At 46.6% G+C, this 16335-nt stretch carries 17 protein-coding genes and 1 riboswitch; of the genes, 2 read left to right on the top strand and 15 right to left on the bottom strand.

All coding sequences use genetic code 11. The features are described 5' to 3' along the window. Positions 1-80: 80 nt before the first annotated feature. Genes MHI06_RS09100 through metA form a run of 3 tightly spaced genes read right to left on the bottom strand, consistent with a single transcriptional unit; the run spans position 81 to position 3378 of the window. Entirely contained in the window at positions 81-1253 is a 1173-nt protein-coding gene (locus MHI06_RS09100) for a PLP-dependent transferase (protein WP_340401261.1), read from the bottom strand. Continuing rightward, on the bottom strand, positions 1246-2436 hold the full coding sequence (locus MHI06_RS09095) for a PLP-dependent transferase (protein ID WP_340401260.1): 1191 nt from the start codon (positions 2434-2436) through the stop codon (positions 1246-1248). Before MHI06_RS09095 ends, MHI06_RS09100 begins: the two co-directional genes overlap by 8 nt. A gap of 24 nt (positions 2437-2460) precedes the next feature. Then, positions 2461-3378, bottom strand: a complete 918-nt coding sequence (metA, locus tag MHI06_RS09090; protein WP_169478799.1) for a homoserine O-succinyltransferase — start codon at positions 3376-3378, stop codon at positions 2461-2463. A 236-nt stretch (positions 3379-3614) separates the two neighbouring features. Beyond that, positions 3615-3738: riboswitch (SAM riboswitch) on the bottom strand. Between the two features lie 451 nt (positions 3739-4189). On the opposite strand from metA, the gene corA reads away from it, so the two are divergent. Further along, complete coding sequence (corA, locus tag MHI06_RS09085; RefSeq protein ID WP_062833460.1) at positions 4190-5125, top strand: magnesium/cobalt transporter CorA; 936 nt, start codon at positions 4190-4192, stop codon at positions 5123-5125. A gap of 71 nt (positions 5126-5196) precedes the next feature. On the opposite strand, the gene MHI06_RS09080 is transcribed toward corA, so the two are convergent. The 8 genes from MHI06_RS09080 to MHI06_RS09045 form a co-directional block, all read right to left on the bottom strand. Further along, complete coding sequence (locus MHI06_RS09080; RefSeq protein ID WP_340401259.1) at positions 5197-6198, bottom strand: HRDC domain-containing protein; 1002 nt, start codon at positions 6196-6198, stop codon at positions 5197-5199. 176 nt (positions 6199-6374) lie between these two features. Beyond that, on the bottom strand, positions 6375-7253 hold the full coding sequence (locus tag MHI06_RS09075; protein ID WP_169478801.1) for an ROK family protein: 879 nt from the start codon (positions 7251-7253) through the stop codon (positions 6375-6377). 71 nt (positions 7254-7324) lie between these two features. Further along, on the bottom strand, positions 7325-8011 hold the full coding sequence (locus MHI06_RS09070) for an MOSC domain-containing protein (protein ID WP_340401258.1): 687 nt from the start codon (positions 8009-8011) through the stop codon (positions 7325-7327). 30 nt (positions 8012-8041) lie between these two features. Further along, positions 8042-9148 (bottom strand): phosphodiester glycosidase family protein, encoded by a 1107-nt coding sequence (locus MHI06_RS09065; RefSeq protein ID WP_340401257.1) that lies wholly within the window; start codon positions 9146-9148, stop codon positions 8042-8044. Between the two features lie 5 nt (positions 9149-9153). Then, positions 9154-10047, bottom strand: coding sequence for a 5'-3' exonuclease H3TH domain-containing protein (locus MHI06_RS09060; protein ID WP_289391834.1), 894 nt, complete (start codon positions 10045-10047; stop codon positions 9154-9156). Positions 10048-10240: 193 nt separating this feature from the next. After that, complete coding sequence (locus MHI06_RS09055; protein ID WP_338592954.1) at positions 10241-10606, bottom strand: arsenate reductase family protein; 366 nt, start codon at positions 10604-10606, stop codon at positions 10241-10243. A 399-nt stretch (positions 10607-11005) separates the two neighbouring features. Continuing rightward, positions 11006-11989 carry an RluA family pseudouridine synthase gene (locus MHI06_RS09050; RefSeq protein WP_340401256.1) on the bottom strand — a complete coding sequence of 328 codons (984 nt, stop codon included), beginning with the start codon at positions 11987-11989 and terminating at the stop codon, positions 11006-11008. Then, on the bottom strand, positions 11986-12561 hold the full coding sequence (locus tag MHI06_RS09045; RefSeq protein WP_340401255.1) for a cob(I)yrinic acid a,c-diamide adenosyltransferase: 576 nt from the start codon (positions 12559-12561) through the stop codon (positions 11986-11988). The genes MHI06_RS09050 and MHI06_RS09045 overlap by 4 nt, the downstream gene beginning before the upstream one ends. A 148-nt stretch (positions 12562-12709) precedes the next feature. On the opposite strand from MHI06_RS09045, the gene MHI06_RS09040 reads away from it, so the two are divergent. After that, a complete protein-coding gene (locus MHI06_RS09040; protein ID WP_145146724.1) occupies positions 12710-13321 on the top strand; it encodes a DedA family protein in 612 nt (203 codons plus the stop codon). Between the two features lie 90 nt (positions 13322-13411). On the opposite strand, the gene MHI06_RS09035 is transcribed toward MHI06_RS09040, so the two are convergent. The 4 genes from MHI06_RS09035 to MHI06_RS09020 all read right to left on the bottom strand — a co-directional run bounded on the left by MHI06_RS09035 (position 13412) and on the right by MHI06_RS09020 (position 16330). Then, positions 13412-13954: a bifunctional adenosylcobinamide kinase/adenosylcobinamide-phosphate guanylyltransferase gene (locus tag MHI06_RS09035; RefSeq protein WP_340401254.1), complete on the bottom strand. Its 543-nt coding sequence runs from the start codon at positions 13952-13954 to the stop codon at positions 13412-13414. 37 nt (positions 13955-13991) lie between these two features. Next, positions 13992-14543 carry a hypothetical protein gene (locus MHI06_RS09030; protein WP_169478811.1) on the bottom strand — a complete coding sequence of 184 codons (552 nt, stop codon included), beginning with the start codon at positions 14541-14543 and terminating at the stop codon, positions 13992-13994. 168 nt (positions 14544-14711) lie between these two features. Further along, entirely contained in the window at positions 14712-14978 is a 267-nt protein-coding gene (locus tag MHI06_RS09025; RefSeq protein WP_169478814.1) for an aspartyl-phosphate phosphatase Spo0E family protein, read from the bottom strand. A 143-nt stretch (positions 14979-15121) separates the two neighbouring features. Next, complete coding sequence (locus tag MHI06_RS09020) at positions 15122-16330, bottom strand: aminotransferase class I/II-fold pyridoxal phosphate-dependent enzyme (RefSeq protein WP_169478824.1); 1209 nt, start codon at positions 16328-16330, stop codon at positions 15122-15124. Positions 16331-16335: the final 5 nt, after the last annotated feature.

Here is a 16335-nt window from a genome sequence, read left to right as displayed (position 1 = left end):
AAGTAAAAATTTTTACATATGGAATCAAATTTATTCGATATTAAACGATACACTTAGGCGTTTTGGGGTACCCACTTTTCCTAGGATTCCTGAAGTGCTTGTTCCAAATCTACAATCAGATCTTCAATGTCTTCGAGACCCACCGAGAAACGCAGCAGCCCATCTGTAATGCCTCGGTCACGGCGAACCTCAGCCGGCATTGCCGCATGAGACATCATCGCTGGGTAAGACAGAATGCTCTCCACAGCTCCCAAGCTTACAGCAACAATGGGTAGCTTCACCCGGTTAAGAACTGCTTTCGCGCGATCGCCTGAACCAACGTCAAACGAAACGACAGCTCCATACCCCGTTGACTGGCGCTCATGTGCCTCACGGCCCGGATGATCCTCCAGTCCAGGATAAAAAACAGCGGTAATATCACTGCGCTCATTAAGCCAAGCCGCCAGTTTGGCTGTGCTCTGTTCGCTGTGAGCCATGCGAGCTCCCAAGGTTTTCATGCCGCGCATCAGAAGCCAGGATTCTTGAGCCCCAAGTACAGTTCCGAGTCCATTTTGCAACTGTTTCAGTTGTACGCCAAGTGATTCCGTGCGAGCAACGGCTAACCCTGCCAGTACATCACTGTGACCTCCGAGAAACTTCGTAGCACTATGTACGACGATATCCACGCCCAGCTCAATTGGACGCTGATAGTAAGGTGTCATAAAAGTGTTATCCAGAATCGTGATCAGGTCATTTTCCTTCGACCAGTCAGTCACAGCAGCGATATCCGTGATTCGCAGTGTCGGGTTGGACGGTGTTTCCATATAAACTGCCTTGGTGTTCGGCTTGAGCGCCGCTTTTACTTCATCTATATTGGTCATGTCTACAAAGGTCGTCTCGATCTGCATACGGCTCAATATGGAAGTAAGCAAACGATACGTACCTCCATATACATCTTCCGTTACAATCATATGATCCCCTGCGGAGAACATCATGAACACACTGGAAATCGCGGCCATTCCCGATGAATAGGCGAATCCTCGCGCTCCACCCTCCAGCAGTGTGATGTAATCTTCCAGTGCCTGACGTGTCGGATTACCCGAACGACTGTAATCATGTTGAGGCGGATTGAAGATATCAAAATGATGGAACGTTGAAGCTTGATAGATCGGTACACTGGAAGCTCCAGTCGTTTTGTCGATCTCATCACCGAAATGAAGCAATTTGGTATTGAATTTCAACTCGGAATTTGGCTTGTTATTGGACTCACTCATGATGCACGCCTCCTTCAACTTCCTGTTGTGCAACGGTAAGCGCATTGCCGAGATCTGCTATCAGATCATCCGCATGTTCAATGCCCACGGAGAACCGGAGCAGACGGTCATCCACACCTACAGCCTCACGAATTTCAAGCGGTATATCCGCATGCGTTTGTACCGCCGGGTAAGTCATAAGAGATTCGACTCCACCGAGACTTTCGGCAAAAGCAATGAGTTTGATATGACGCAGCAATGGTTCAACATAACGTGCATCCTTCACTTTGAAAGAGAAGATACCTGTGTTACCCGTGGATTGTTTATTCTGCACCGCATACCCCGGATGATCCGACAGGCCTGGATGATACACTTCACCCACTGCTGGATGCTCAAGCAAGTATTTGGCAATGGTAAGCGCATTGTATTCATGACGCTCCATGCGAAGAGCCAGCGTTTTCATGCCTTTCATTAACTGGTAAGAGTCACTTGGAGACAACACGGCGCCAATGGAATTATGCAGGAACGCCATTTCCGCAGATAATGCCTCACCCTTGGTTATGATTAATCCGGCTAACACATCATTGTGTCCGCCCAGATATTTGGTAGCACTATGAATGATGATATCGGCACCCAATTCAATCGGACGTTGGAAAAATGGAGTCAGCAACGTGTTGTCAACAATTGTCAACAGGTTGTAACTTTTCGCCCAGGAAGCGACGGCTTCCACATCTGTAATCATCATCAGCGGATTCGTTGGTGTCTCGATGAATACAGCTTTGGTATTCGGTTGACGAACATTCTCCAGTGCTGCAAGGTCATTCGTGTCCACATAACTTGCAGTTACGCCGAAACGAGACAGGATGCGTTCAAGTAGACGATAGGTTCCGCCATACAGATCCAGCGATACAATCAGATGATCCCCTTGACCAAACATGGCAAAGATGGTTTGCAGCGCGGCCATACCTGAGCTACAGGCAAACCCTGCATCACCGGACTCCAGCGCTGCAGCTGCTTCTTCCAACACTTTGCGTGTTGGGTTGGTCGTACGAATATAATCAAACCCCGTGCTTTGACCAAGCTTCGGGTGGCGAAACGCAGTGGATTGATAGATCGGAAAGTTAATGGCGCCTGTTACCGGTTCATTGATGGACCCAATTTGTGCTAAGCGGCTTTCGATTTTCAACTTGTTGTTGTCTTCCATTGCTGCATCCTCCTGTAATCTCGATTAGATTTGCGGGCCAATATCGTAAGGTGTTTCTTGATACACATAGTAATTGAGCCAATTAGAGAATAATAAGTTGGCATGAGCACGCCAAGTAGCCGGTGGCACACGGGAAGGATCATCATTCGGATAATAATGTCTAGGTAATGCAATATCCATCCCTTTCGCTGCATCCCGGTCATACTCCCACTTTAATGAGAAAGGGTCATACTCGGCATGTCCTGTAGCAAAAATCTGTTTGCCGTCTTTGGTAGCAACCAGGAAAATACCAGCTTCCTCGGATTCAGCCAAAATCTCTAATTTCTCATTCTTTTCAATATCTTCGCGTCGCACTTCCGTATGACGGGAATGTGGAACGTTGAATACTTCATCAAATCCACGCAACAACGGAACATGAGGCTTGTTGATGGTATGTGGGAAAACCCCAAAACACTTCTCATCAAGCGCAACCTTGGGTACATCGAAATGATGGTATAAACCTGCCTGGGAAGCCCAGCATATATGCAGGGTTGAAGTCACATTGGTTTTGGTCCATTCGAAGATCTCCTGGATTTCATTCCAATAGTTCACGTCTTCGAAATCCATCTGTTCCACAGGGGCACCCGTAATGATCATTCCATCGAAACGACGATGCTCAATCTCATCGAAGGTTTTGTAGAACAGATCCAAATACTCCTGAGACGTATTCTTCGACGTATGGGATTTGGGATGTACCAGAACGACATCCACCTGAATGGGCGTGTTTCCCACCAGACGAAGCAATTGTGTTTCGGTCGTTTCCTTTGTGGGCATCAGGTTTAATATAGCGATACGGAGTGGACGAATATCCTGCTGGTATGCAGAAGTTTCATCCATGACGAAGATATTCTCTCCTTCAAGGACTTCTTTTGCTGGTAGCGTATCGGGTATTTTGATTGGCATGGGTAGTCTAACTCCTCCTTGTGCATAAATAGATGCAGCCACTGCTGGCTTGATGTCTTCACATCAATACAGTTGTAGGCTGCCATGAGCTTGTCTACAACCATTGGATTGAAGTTCCATCCAAAGTTACGACAATCTCAAGTTCCTTAGCGAAAATCACTGCTGAGAAGTCGGGGCATATGACAAAGACCTTCCTCGGATTTCGAGAAAGGTCATATGTAAATAGATATGCGCCTCTCTCATCTCTCAGTTACAACAGTGCCACTTGACACTTGGTCGCTGCAAGAATTAGCACCGTGCGGTATACCGCCGGTTGCCGGGTTTCATCGGGCCAGTCCCTCCACCTACTCTTGATAAGATTTCGCTGTATTAGATTGTAATTTAATGTGGTTCACCGTCTACTTTATTACATTAATGCCCTCACGTCAAGTTGCAGTTCTACGTCTGCTTTCCAGATCGGAACCGTTCATCATCCGTTGTCATACACTGCCTCAGGGCGCGAAATAGACACATTTTTGCGCTTGAAAGCACCTTGTACCAGCGGTATACTAAACAAGGTGTTATAAACCCTTATGTGAGAGGTGACATATTAAATGGATGGCGACCCGAGGCCTGACTGGCAGCCGAATTCCGACAAACTGCATAGAGAATTGACATCAGCATGCCGGCAGCGGGACGTGACTTCCGTTTGATTATATAGTGAACGCAGCCCTGATCTCCAGGCTCCGCTGCCGACCGGCTGATTTGTTCTTTTTGCGCCCATAATGATAATATCCGCCAAGTTGGCGGGTGCAGAAGGAGTAGATTAACAATGAAAATCCGGTTGGTTAACAACGGTGTATTTATTCCGGTGGACGACATTCAGCAGGCGCTGACTCCACCAGCGGAAGGATTTTACTGGATTGATGCGGACGTAGACGATTTGGCGGTACTTCAGCCGCTGTTCTTGATGCATGATCTGGCAGTGGAAGATTGTCTCAGTGATGAAGAACAACGTCCGAAGATTGAAATTTATGAGAACCATTACTTTATTGTGATTAATAGCATCCGTTTTGATGATGAAGAGATTTTTCTACGTGCGGTGAACTTGTTCCTCGGCAGACATTTCATTATTAGTGTTACGAAGCAGAAGGTCAGCGAATTGCGCACCCTGAAGCCCATCCTGTGGGAACAGGAAATCAGTACACCGGATCGTCTGCTCTACCTGCTGGTTGACTTGATTGTTGATAATTATTTCACCGTAGGTGACCGAATTGAAGCTCGGATCGAGAAGCTTGAGGAAGACATTCTGATGCACACCAAAAAGTCACATCTGAATGAAATCATCGGACTGCGCAGTGAGATTCTGTGGCTGAAAAAAGTCCTTGGACCTCAGAAAGAGGTCATTAATACACTGAACAAAAAAGATCTGCGTCTCATCGATGATCAACTGCAAAAGTATTTCAGTGACATCTATGAGAATGCTGTAAAAATATCTGAAACCTTTGAAACATATCGCGACCTGATGGGCAACTTACGAGAAGCCTACCAGTCCAGTATTGCGAACCGGGCGAATGAGATCATGCGTGTGTTTACTGCCATTACCACGGTCTTCATGCCGCTGACGGTCATTACGGGTATATACGGAATGAACTTTACGAATATGCCAGAGCTTAACTGGAAATACAGCTATTTTGTTGTGATTGGCCTGATGGTAACACTGGGCCTGAGCATGTTCTTCATTTTCCGCAAAAAAGACTGGGTATGAACTCGTATGAAATAACAAAGACGAAGCGCTCCTGTGGGAGAAACGCCTCGTCTTTTTTTCATTTCCTTCACCTAACCAACATTCTGCTCTGTCTCTGCATGCCGACGAAAACGGATTCGAATCATGCGCAGTCTTTCATAGACCTGCTCCAGACTTCCTCCGTCAGGCTTCTCTCCTCCATACACCTTATGTAATACTGGCTTCAGGAACGTATCTCCCAGCTCCTCATACGCGCTCCATACGGCCTCTTGTTCGTTCTCTGGCATAACTGCCAACTCTACATCAAGAAGACAATCGGTGTCATAACCTTCAAGATCCAGTGTCTCTAACAGCTCAATCAACTCACGTCGGGATAATCCGGATCGATTAACAATCTCCTCTAACGTAAAACCTTCCTTCATGCCTTCAAGCACTTGCTTACGCGTGGTGAACTTGTCGAGTTCCTGTTTGTACTTCTGCTCTCTCTGCTTGTATAACCAGCTCTCATACTCTTCTTCCTTCAGCGCCGTGTATACCCAGTCCAGCGGGAATGTCGTTGAACGCTCCAACCCGTTCGTAATCTCCATCCATTCCGTACCATACTCGGTTGCTTTGCTCTCTCCTACGCCGGGCAGTTGCATCAGCTCATCCATGGACTGTGGAACAAAGGCACTGATCAAACGCAGCAGACGATTTGTTGCAATAAAATACGGTGCCTTCCGGTCAGACACAACTCTCTTCCTGCGCCATGTGCACAGATCCGTATATAACTGCTCGTTGCCGTATAGTTCACTATAACAATGGAGCCGCTGCCCACCATAACTGCGTGACTTCAGATCATCATTCTCGTGGAATAACCCCTGCAACTGCGGTCGGTACCCCTCACTCATCTGTATGGCAAGCTGATGACGGTAGATATGAAGTAGCTCCTCCCAAGAGGTCCCTTCGTACCAGATGCTGTCCTCACGTTCTCCTTCCTCGTAGCGACTCCATCCCAGCTGCCAGCTATCGTCCTCTTCCCCAATCCATAGCTGCGCATACTCTGCATTCTGATCTGACAATCTGGACAATCTGTTCATGAAAATGACTTCCATTTTCCGTTCCCTCCCTTTGACATTTCAGCCTATACAGGTTAGATATGCTAACTACAGGCAGCAAAAAAAACACCTCTCCTGCAAAATTCATGCAAGAGAGGTGCTTCCTCATTAACCGTACTATGCTGTTGCCCATATCATACCACAATGGTAAAATTCGTCAATCCCTTATTGTACTACTTGTTCAGCGCTAATTTGGCAAGCGCCAGCGAACCACACAGCCCTGCATTGTCACCAAGTCCTGGTGATACAATATACTGGTCAATGTCGGATTGAAGTGCCGGATGCTGAACATATCCTGCAAGCAACTCCTGCAGTTTGCTACGAACCATTGGGAACAGATGCTCCTGCTTCATTACCCCGCCACCCATTACGATTTTCTGCGGTGAGAGAATCAGAACATAGTTCATCAGTGCGTGTGCCAGGTAATGTGCTTCGATCTCCCATGCTTTATGATCTGCGGGCAGTTCATAAGCCGGTTGCTCCCAACGTTTGTTAATGGCCGGTCCTGCTGCAAGGCCTTCGAGACAGTCACCATGATACGGACAGAAACCTTCGTATGTATCCTCCGGATGTCTGCGTACAATGATATGTCCCATCTCTGGATGTGACAATCCATGGACCATTTTACCGCCAACTACAGCACCTGCACCAATGCCTGTACCCACAGTGATATACAGACAGCTCTCAAGACCTTGTGCAGCGCCCCAGGTTGCTTCTCCAAGTGCCGCGCCATTCACATCCGTATCAAATGTCATCGGTACATCAAAATGCTCCTTGAGCTTGCCAATCACGTTATACTGTCCCCAATGTGGTTTCGGTGTTGTTGTGATATAACCATACGTTGGGCTTCCTTCAATCGGATCAATCGGGCCAAATGAACCTACGCCCAGCGCTTCAATGCCTTTGCCTTCAAAAAATGAAATCACTTGAGCCATGGTCTCTTCCGGTGTCGTCGTGGGAAAACTTACGCGTTCCAGAACTTCTCCATTTTCCGTGCCAATACCACATACAAATTTGGTTCCGCCTGCTTCAATTGCGCCTAAGATCGTCATGTTAGTCACACTCCCAAGTTAGTTTAATAGGAATTGATATTATTTTAATTAATGACACTGTAATTACCCTGCTACTTAATCTCCAGCTTGGACAATCGTTTCATCAACGTCTGCCTCCAGCTGTCTGACAGCGCAGGAATGGCCAGCAGCGCCTGAATACCTTCAGCATTTTCTTTCCCCTGATGCATAATTCGATTGGCTTCAAGAACCGTCATTGAGGCTGGATCGGTGTTAATCCGTCGAAATATCGACGAAGGCCTTACCTCCCCTTCTTGCAGTACACGAAAGTAAAAGCCGGTATGTCCACTCTCCTGAAAATAAACAGGTAGCTCCTTATAGTCATACCTCGCACCCAGCTTGAAGCAAGGTTGTCTGGGCTGACTGACCTGCACCGTGGCTTCGCCCAACTCGTACATATCACCAATCCGGACGTCTTCTTCGGCACAGCCTTCAACCGTCAGATTTTCTCCACAAGCTCCCCAGTCCAGCTTGCGATTCATCAGCTGTTCCAGCGCCAGATAACGACTGTAATCGTATACACAAACGGCCTTGTCAGGTCCGCCATGATGCACCAGATCCGCCTGCGCATCCCCTGTCATTCCAGTGAATGACAGGAAAACCGCGTCGGATACAGGATGTTTGACAATGCCGCTCATCACTTCACGCTTCTGCCCAGGGAGCGCCTGCGGCAGTCCTACATTAATGGCCAGAACTGCTGTGTTGCCTCCCCCTGGCTTTCGATCCGATGTGAGTGTCATTTGCATCATCCCTCCCATAATTACTTTCTTTTAACGCACAGAGCCACCAAATACCAGTGCATTACTCAAGAGCCGGCCTGGAGAAGTTAGCATTTTGCCCCCGGCATACATGCCCGAGGATGCACCGCCATCCAGATTCATGGCCTGTTTGGCACCAAGCTTCTGCATCACCGCTGCCCACTCCTTGACTGTCGCTCCAGAAACGGTAGCCAGCATGACAGAACCATCCGCCATGATGGCGATACCACTTCTGGCACCGGATGCGGTAAGAATCTTGGCATCCTTGAAACCTTCGCTCGTCGGATTTACAGCTATCTTACCGTCTTTTACCAGACGTGGTCCTGCTCCAACAGCAGTCACTACATCTTGCCAAGGGATCTCTTTGCCTGCTGCGTTCGTATACTTATAATTCATTTCTACGGTTGAACCAACGGTGAAACGGTCCGAAGAAGACTTCTGATTACCTGTGAACACCAATACTGAGCCATTCTTAGGAATCGCTACATTCGTATTGGGTACTTTTTTGGTCACGACACCTTTTTCCATGACAACCGCAGTGCCACCTTTGAACCCGACTGTAGCACCTCTTTCAGGCGTATACAGCATCGTAATACTGGCATTTGCTGAAGGTGTTCGATTAATAAAGGTGGCATACCAACTGCGTGATTTGCCTTTCGTATCCGTCACTTTACCTGTCAGGCTCACCTGAAGTGAATCCATGATCGCCGAGCCGTCTTCCTTAAATCCGATGGATGTTCCATATCTACCAATATGTATGACCTTACCATTTGCTATTAACATGCCATATGGATCTGGTGCTCCGTTATATGCTTCAAAAAATGCTCCGTTAATGGCTGCTTGTGCTCCATAGGCTTTCACGATCGATGGCAGTGTTGCCGTCTGGCCCACTTGCTTCTTCGCGAGTCCCACCGTAACCGGTGTTCCCTTCGGAATCGTAACCGTCTGTACGGTAAAATTGCGTCCTGCTGCTTTTACTTTCTGTACTTTGGTGCTAATTGCTGCTTTGGCATCCACTGTCTGTGGCGCACTTACTGCTCCCGAAAGAATTACGGGTAAGGCCAGGACGAGGGCCATAGCCCCTGTCCACCACTTTTTACCTGTTCGTACGTTCTTCATGTTGCTCACCCTATTGCCACTCCCATCCAAGAGCCAAGGCTCTTCATCTCAAGTTGTTCAAACTTGTCCATCACCATATCCGGATCAAGACGCAATTCACAGGTATCCAGCGCACAGGCAACCGGAACAGCACAATGAATCTCTGCCAGTTTGCGGGACAGATGAAGCATGTCCAAATCATTCTCAATCTTGTTACGCACCGAAGGGGTTAGCTTATCCATGTTGCTCAAAATCCCTTCAATAGAGCCGTATTCCTGTACAAGTTTCAACGCTGTTTTCTCACCAATCCCCCGTACTCCGGGATAATTGTCGCTGGCGTCTCCCATCAGACCCTTCATGTCAATCACTTGACGAGGTGTCAGTTGTTTCTCTGCCATGAGCGTCTCAGGGTTGTACACCATGTAGTTGCCATGGCCTTTTTTCATAATAATAATACTTGTGCGATCATTAATCAGTTGCAGCATGTCGTGGTCACCCGTCAGTACCATAACATTCATATCTGTCTCTTCGGTGTAATACTTCGCAAGCGTCCCGATGCAATCGTCGGCTTCGAATCCTTGTGCACCTATATTCGGAATACCCAAGCTATCCATGACTTCACGAATCAGGGCAAACTGGGGAATTAGGTCATCCGGAGCTTCCGCCCGGTTGCCTTTGTAGGCTGCATATTCTTCACCGCGGAACGTCTTACCGCCCATATCCCAACAACATACAACATGACTTGGCCCAAAAGTCTGAACCGCATCCCAGAAATAACGGATAAATCCGTAGACTGCGTTGGTAGGCAATCCTGCCTTTGTACGTCTGATATATCCGCTTGCAGATGTCGCATAAAAAGCACGGAACAACACCGCCATACCGTCTACCAGCAACAAAGTAGGTTCATTACGTTGATTCACTTGAATTTGTTCTCTCCTATCTAAATCTAGCATATAAAATATCGAAACTAATTCTATCATTATAGCATAGTTCCGCCAACCATCGATCAGCCAAAAAAGCCCTGAATTTTGAACATTCAGAGCCCATTGAGTGTTAATTCATTCGACAATCATAACAATCATCGAATGACCGACCCCACCAAAAATCCATATTTTACGCGTTATTCCATTCCTGCTCGTACGTTTCTTCCTTGAATCCAACCGTCACCTTTTCTCCATCCGTAACGATCGGACGTTTGATCAGACGACCATTGGAAGCCAACAAACGAATCTGTTCATCAGCGGACATGCCCGGAAGTTTGTCCTTCAGTTGTTGTTCCTTATACACTTCCCCGCTCGTATTAAAGAACTTCTTCACTTCCAATCCGCTTTTTTGGATCAGTTCTGTTAATTCAGATTCTGATGGCGGTGTGTCGAAAATGGGGATTAGCTCCAGCTCGTGTCCTTGAGCTTCCAGCCATTTTACAGCTTTACGGCATGTGCCGCATTTGGCATATTGATATACTTTTAAATTGCTCATTGATTTGCCTCCTGTGGCGATAGTTTCGACTTGTCGCTTCCCTTGGTTTGCTTTGCAAATCCAAAAGTCGCTCCAAATCGATACCATCGCCATGTAATTTTACTGACTTTTGCGAATGAGATCAAAAACACACATTCGGCTATATTTTTTGAATCAGGATCTTACAGCTTTAATCTCTTTAAAAGCTTTAAAAAATTTGAAATCTTAAAAGATTTAACATGAAAATGCTACACATCAATACATTAACGATAGAACATAATGATTAGCCTACGGCATGTTGTTCGGGTACATTAAGCATCCCTCACAAGGGTAAGACAAACAGCGTTGAACTCCAAACAGGACAGGCCGTGCAGGAAACTGCGATACGAGGTGCAAAACTAAGAGCCCCGTCGCAGCTTCCTACAGTTCTTCTCTCGGAGCTGCCTCATCATTCAAACGCTTCTCCAGCGCGGCCATATCTGCTGGAAAAGGAGCCTGGAACGTTATACGCTCCTTTAGAATGGGATGTTCGAACGTCAATTCACAAGCATGCAAGGCCTGACGTTCGATCCAGCTGTCCCGTTCATCCCGAGCAGCTATGGTCTGCTCATCGATCTCGTGCACAGGTAGTGTCTTGTACATCCGGTCACCGATCAACGGGCAGCCAATAGAAGTCATATGTACCCTGATCTGATGGGTTCTGCCGCTCTCCAGCTTAAGACTTACTGCACTGGCGCTGCCTTCTGCCCAGCGTGTTACGGTTGCGTACAGCGTTCTTGCAGCGTAGCCATCAGGTGTTACGATTCGGCGGTGCGGCTCTTCAGGATCGCGATCGATCGGGCCATCCACTGACCCTTTTTCCGGGACAGGACTGCCGTGCACAAGCGCAATATATTTCTTATCCACTGTTCCTGCAATCATCTGCTCAGACACATGCTGATGCACATAAGGATTCTTGGCTATTGCGAGCACACCTGACGTTTCCTGATCAAGTCGATGAATCGGTCTGAACCGGAATCGCTCACCCTTGGATTTCCAGTAATGAACGACCCCATTTGCCAAAGTACCTGTGTAATGACCATGTGTCGGATGAACAATGATGCCCGCATCCTTGTTGACAATGAGCAAGTGCTCATCTTCATACAGAATAGTAAAGGGAATAGGCTCAGGCAAAATATCATCCGATTCCTCTTGCTCCATCCGAACTTCAACGACATCACCCGCAGCTACCTTGACGCTAATGTACACGCGCTCTCCATTTAGCATGACGCCTTGTTCTGTCAGCTTGATTTTGGACAAAAGCTTGCGCGACACCAGTAGCCGGCGCTGAAGCACGGTCTTCAGCAGCCAGCCATCTTCTTGCTCGGTCACCGTGTAGACTATCGGCGAATAATACTGGCTCATTCTTTGCGGCGGAATACTTTTTTGCTCCGCACATATTCAATATCGGCCACCTGTTGTCTCGCATTGGCCGTCCGTGCAACCACGAAGAAGTAATCAGACAGTCGGTTTAAATACCGTCGTACAGACGGGTTAATGTCCGTATGTTGTCCCAATGTTACCGTGCGACGCTCTGCGCGACGACATACAGTACGGCACACATGAAGAGCAGAAGACAACTGACTGCCACCAGGAATAATGAACCGTTCCACTTTTGGATTCTCTGCATCATACTGGTCGATCCATTGTTCCAGACGTGTGACCATTTCATCTCTTACCTTATATTTGGACTCACTAATCTTCACGAAGGCCAGATCGGATCCGCAATCAAACAATTCCTGCTGAACTTCCAACAGATATTCACGCAGATCTTCGAATTGCCCTTGAGCAGAATCAATCAGGCTGATCGCCTGGCCGACAAAACAGTTCAATTCGTCAATCGTGCCATAAGCCTCAACTCGATCATCATCCTTGATGACGCGTCCACCAATGACCGAAGTCTGCCCTTCGTCACCTGTTCGTGTATATATACCCATCGTTATCCCTCCAATTGTTAATATAATAATGAATACGGGAATGCCATTTTTTCAGAAACCAGTCTATCGCTTTACACGTATATAAGAATTGGTGTGCTCTGCCGAGTATACGACAAATCAAAGGAAACCAAAAGTAAAGGAGACGATTATGCAAAACTGGATAACCGATTTCATGGAACAATACGGCTACATAGGCATTGCACTCATTATTGCTCTTGAGAACGTATTTCCCCCGATTCCATCCGAAATCATCTTGCCGTTTGGCGGATTCATGACCACCTATACCAGTCTCACCCTTCCAGGTGTGATTATTGCCGCTACCATCGGCTCCGTCCTTGGTGCTGTGATACTGTATGGTATTGGACTCCTCATTGACGTCGAACGCCTTGAGAAAATTGTGGAACGCTGGGGACATGTTCTGCGCATCAAAAAAGAGGATATTCACCGTGTCGATGCATGGTTTGACAAATATGGCATGTGGACCGTATTGTTCTGTCGAATGGTTCCCCTCGTCCGTAGTCTCATCTCAATTCCTGCAGGCATGTCCAACATGAAATTTGGTTTATTCCTTCTCTTTACAACCATTGGCACACTGATCTGGAATGTCATTCTTGTCTCCGTTGGCGCTGCACTTGGCGCATCATGGGAGAGCATTTTGCACTTTATGGATGTCTATTCCATTGTAGTGTATGTCATCCTGGCCATCATTGTCATCGGATGTATCATCTGGTGGATCAGACGTAGCAAAAAGCAGAAATAAAAAAAAGGATAGACTTCATAAATAAAGCCTCCTTGCCACCATGATCGTGGTCGAGGAGGCTTCTTCATATCACCCGTTTATGTCATCTCGTTACCGTTCGTCTTCATACCGCATTGCCTGACCCTTCAGATCAATAGCCAGACCGGATACCAGCATGTACATCTTTTCAGCATGGGTCTGCAGCATCCGGTTAACCGAGGCCATTCTCGCTGTAAATATCCGTTCTTCCTCGGTAGGATGTAATGTGCCATGCATTTCATTGGTAATCACAAGCAACTTCCCCTGATAAGACAACAATGCATCGAGCAAAAGCTGAGTCTCTGAACGCTGATGATTCAGATCATCCGTTGCCCTGAAACCGGCAGCCATCCATGAGGTCAAACTGTCCACAATTACAATTCGCTGATCCGCCAAAAACAGATTGGATTCCCGATTAATCTGGGTGATCACCTCTGTCAGTTGCTGACCGTTCCCGGCATGAATGGCACGATAATGAGCGGATGGTAATTCGGGAATAACGGGATCATGATCACCAGTGGATAAATATACGCCCTCTCGGCTAATCCCGGCTGCGTAATTGAGGGCAAACCGGGTTTTACCACTACCTATGCCGCCTGTGACCGTAATCAGCAATCCGCTTCCCTCCTTCCATAGCCATTCTGTATTTTCTCTACTCTGTCAGCGCCTTCAGCACTTTCTTGGATTCTTCGACATTAGACGTGGATACCGGAATGGTGGCGAACAAATTGCTCGCAGCATATTCTACATCTTTAAACATTTTCATATCTTCGAGCGGAATGCCATACAGATGTGATTCTTGCTTGAGATCTGTACCTTCATCTCCTTCACCTTTCTCTACCAATACACCACCCTCAAATACACCCCGTTCAAACTTCTTTGGATCAAAGGTATCATCCAGCGGAATGTTGGAGCCATTACTTCCGTATTGTTTCATGTCGGATTCAGGCAAGATGAAGATATCATGTCCGCCAGCCGCATACTCTACCATAATTTTCTGAACATCATACATCGCACTGGTGATCACTTCCACCTTAGGTTCCTCGCCCAGTTTCTGTTGCAGATTAGCCTGCAACTGCTCTGAGATTACAGATGGATTTCCTTGGTTATCGATAATGAAAATGGAAAAACCATCTTTACCACCACAACCCGCAAGCAGAAAAACGATAGAAATGATCGCAGTAAGCCCCCAAAATCTTTTCATTCCAGTTCCCCCTTTAGTCTCCTATGTCCAATATATCACAATTGTTCCACGCAAAAAAATAAGCTGTCTTATCGGGGGATCACCCTTGCTTTACACACAAAAAAAGAAGACCCTCTCAGGTCTCCTTTCTAACTCAATAAAATGAAACGTTTCAATTCAACGAAAACGTTATTTTCCTTTAATCGGGTTAGCCTTCATGTATTCATTAATCTTTAGATCCAGCAAACTGCTGATTTCAATTACTATATCGGATGTGAATGATTTCTCTTCGAGGAAGATCTGTTCCATCTTGCGACGAAGCATATGAATCTCATCTTCCAAGGAAATGTCATGCAAAGATGCGTTATCAGGTTTCACCGACCATCGGTCGCCATGATCGCCTTCTGCCAGATAGTGCCCACGATTAGTCGATAAATCATATTCAACACAAAACAAAGCCAACCCCTCCTTGGAAAAATGGTTTCCAAATATATGAAAACTTATTTCAAATTGAAATTATATCACAATATTTTGGAAAAGAAAGTTATTTTTTTCCAATGTTAACAATGTCACATCTGTTAATAGATTCTACTTTAGTATTAACCCTCTTTTTGAAGTTTGTAAACAAAGTTTCCGATTCGTTCCAAAGCTTCATTCAATTGGGTTACGGAAGTAGCATACGAGCAGCGCAAGAAGCCTTCACCCTGAGGACCAAAAACATTCCCAGGAACAGCAGCAACTTTATTTTCCGTTAACAATCGCTCCGCAAACAGGTCGGAACTCATGCCTGTCTTTTGAATACTCGGAAATGCATAGAATGCGCCCTGAGGTTCATGACAATCGAGTCCAATATCCCGGAATCCCTGCACAATCAAACGTCTGCGTTGATTATACGATTCTACCATCCGGTCTTTCTCACCCAAACCGTTCGTCAATGCCTCAAGTGCAGCAACTTGGCCCATGGCCGGTGCACACATTACCGTATACTGATGGATTTTAAGCATGGCTGCAATAAGTTCAGGATGACCACACATGTACCCGATCCGCCATCCTGTCATTGCAAAAGCCTTGGAAAATCCGCTTACCAGAATGGTCCGCTCCTTCATGTCCGGAATAGCTGCAAAGCTGACATGCTTTTGCGTATACGTTAATTCAGCGTAAATTTCATCAGCGATCACAATCAGATCATGCTTTTTGATTACTTCAGCAATAGGCAGCCACTCTTCATACGTCATAATGGCTCCTGTGGGATTACTCGGATAACACAGAATAACCACCTTCGACTTCGGTGTGATGCCAGCTTCAAGTGCTTCGGCAGTTAACTTGAACTGATCTTTCGCATAGGTTTCAACACCGACCGGTATACCTCCACCGATGGAAGCGATTGGTGAATAAGCCACGTAAGAAGGTTCAGGAATGAGAATCTCGTCGCCGGGTACGATTAATGCACGCAAAGCCAGGTCAATCGCTTCACTGCCACCCACGGTAACAATAATCTCATCCTTTGGATCGTATTTGGTATCAAACTGAGTATCCAGATAATCGCTGATGGCTTCTCTCAGCTTCGGCATGCCTGCGTTGGATGTGTAGCTGGTCATACCTCTTTCCAGCGAGTATACACAGGCTTCACGCATATGCCAAGGTGTAACAAAGTCAGGTTCACCCACACCCAAAGTGATTATATCCTTGTTGTCTCCAACCAGATCGAAAAATTTGCGGATTCCGGATGGAGGTATCTGTTGCACGAGAGGTGCCAGATAAGACGTCATATTCTTGTTGTTTCCGGTTGTCTGTTCATTCACTATCATGACAC

The sequence above is a fragment of the Paenibacillus sp. FSL H8-0079 genome, assembly GCF_037991315.1.
GTDB lineage: Bacteria > Bacillota > Bacilli > Paenibacillales > Paenibacillaceae > Paenibacillus.
Note: the sequence above shows the minus strand (reverse complement) of the source record. Positions and strands in the feature narration are given on the sequence as shown.

Bases quoted from the DNA above. Each gene is read 5' to 3' on its own strand.
- MHI06_RS09070 (WP_340401258.1), bottom strand. From the start codon at position 8,011: ATGACACTCACATCGGATCGAAAGCCAGGGGGAGGCAACACAGCAGTT.
- MHI06_RS09045 (WP_340401255.1), bottom strand. From the start codon at position 12,561: ATGGGTATATATACACGAACAGGTGACGAAGGGCAGACTTCGGTCATT.
- corA (WP_062833460.1), top strand. From the start codon at position 4,190: ATGAAAATCCGGTTGGTTAACAACGGTGTATTTATTCCGGTGGACGAC.
- MHI06_RS09075 (WP_169478801.1), bottom strand. From the start codon at position 7,253: ATGACGATCTTAGGCGCAATTGAAGCAGGCGGAACCAAATTTGTATGT.
- MHI06_RS09100 (WP_340401261.1), bottom strand. From the start codon at position 1,253: ATGAGTGAGTCCAATAACAAGCCAAATTCCGAGTTGAAATTCAATACC.
- MHI06_RS09050 (WP_340401256.1), bottom strand. From the start codon at position 11,989: ATGAGCCAGTATTATTCGCCGATAGTCTACACGGTGACCGAGCAAGAA.
- MHI06_RS09055 (WP_338592954.1), bottom strand. From the start codon at position 10,606: ATGAGCAATTTAAAAGTATATCAATATGCCAAATGCGGCACATGCCGT.
- MHI06_RS09080 (WP_340401259.1), bottom strand. From the start codon at position 6,198: ATGGAAGTCATTTTCATGAACAGATTGTCCAGATTGTCAGATCAGAAT.
- MHI06_RS09040 (WP_145146724.1), top strand. From the start codon at position 12,710: ATGCAAAACTGGATAACCGATTTCATGGAACAATACGGCTACATAGGC.
- metA (WP_169478799.1), bottom strand. From the start codon at position 3,378: ATGCCAATCAAAATACCCGATACGCTACCAGCAAAAGAAGTCCTTGAA.
- MHI06_RS09030 (WP_169478811.1), bottom strand. From the start codon at position 14,543: ATGAAAAGATTTTGGGGGCTTACTGCGATCATTTCTATCGTTTTTCTG.
- MHI06_RS09020 (WP_169478824.1), bottom strand. From the start codon at position 16,330: ATGATAGTGAATGAACAGACAACCGGAAACAACAAGAATATGACGTCT.
- MHI06_RS09065 (WP_340401257.1), bottom strand. From the start codon at position 9,148: ATGAAGAACGTACGAACAGGTAAAAAGTGGTGGACAGGGGCTATGGCC.
- MHI06_RS09095 (WP_340401260.1), bottom strand. From the start codon at position 2,436: ATGGAAGACAACAACAAGTTGAAAATCGAAAGCCGCTTAGCACAAATT.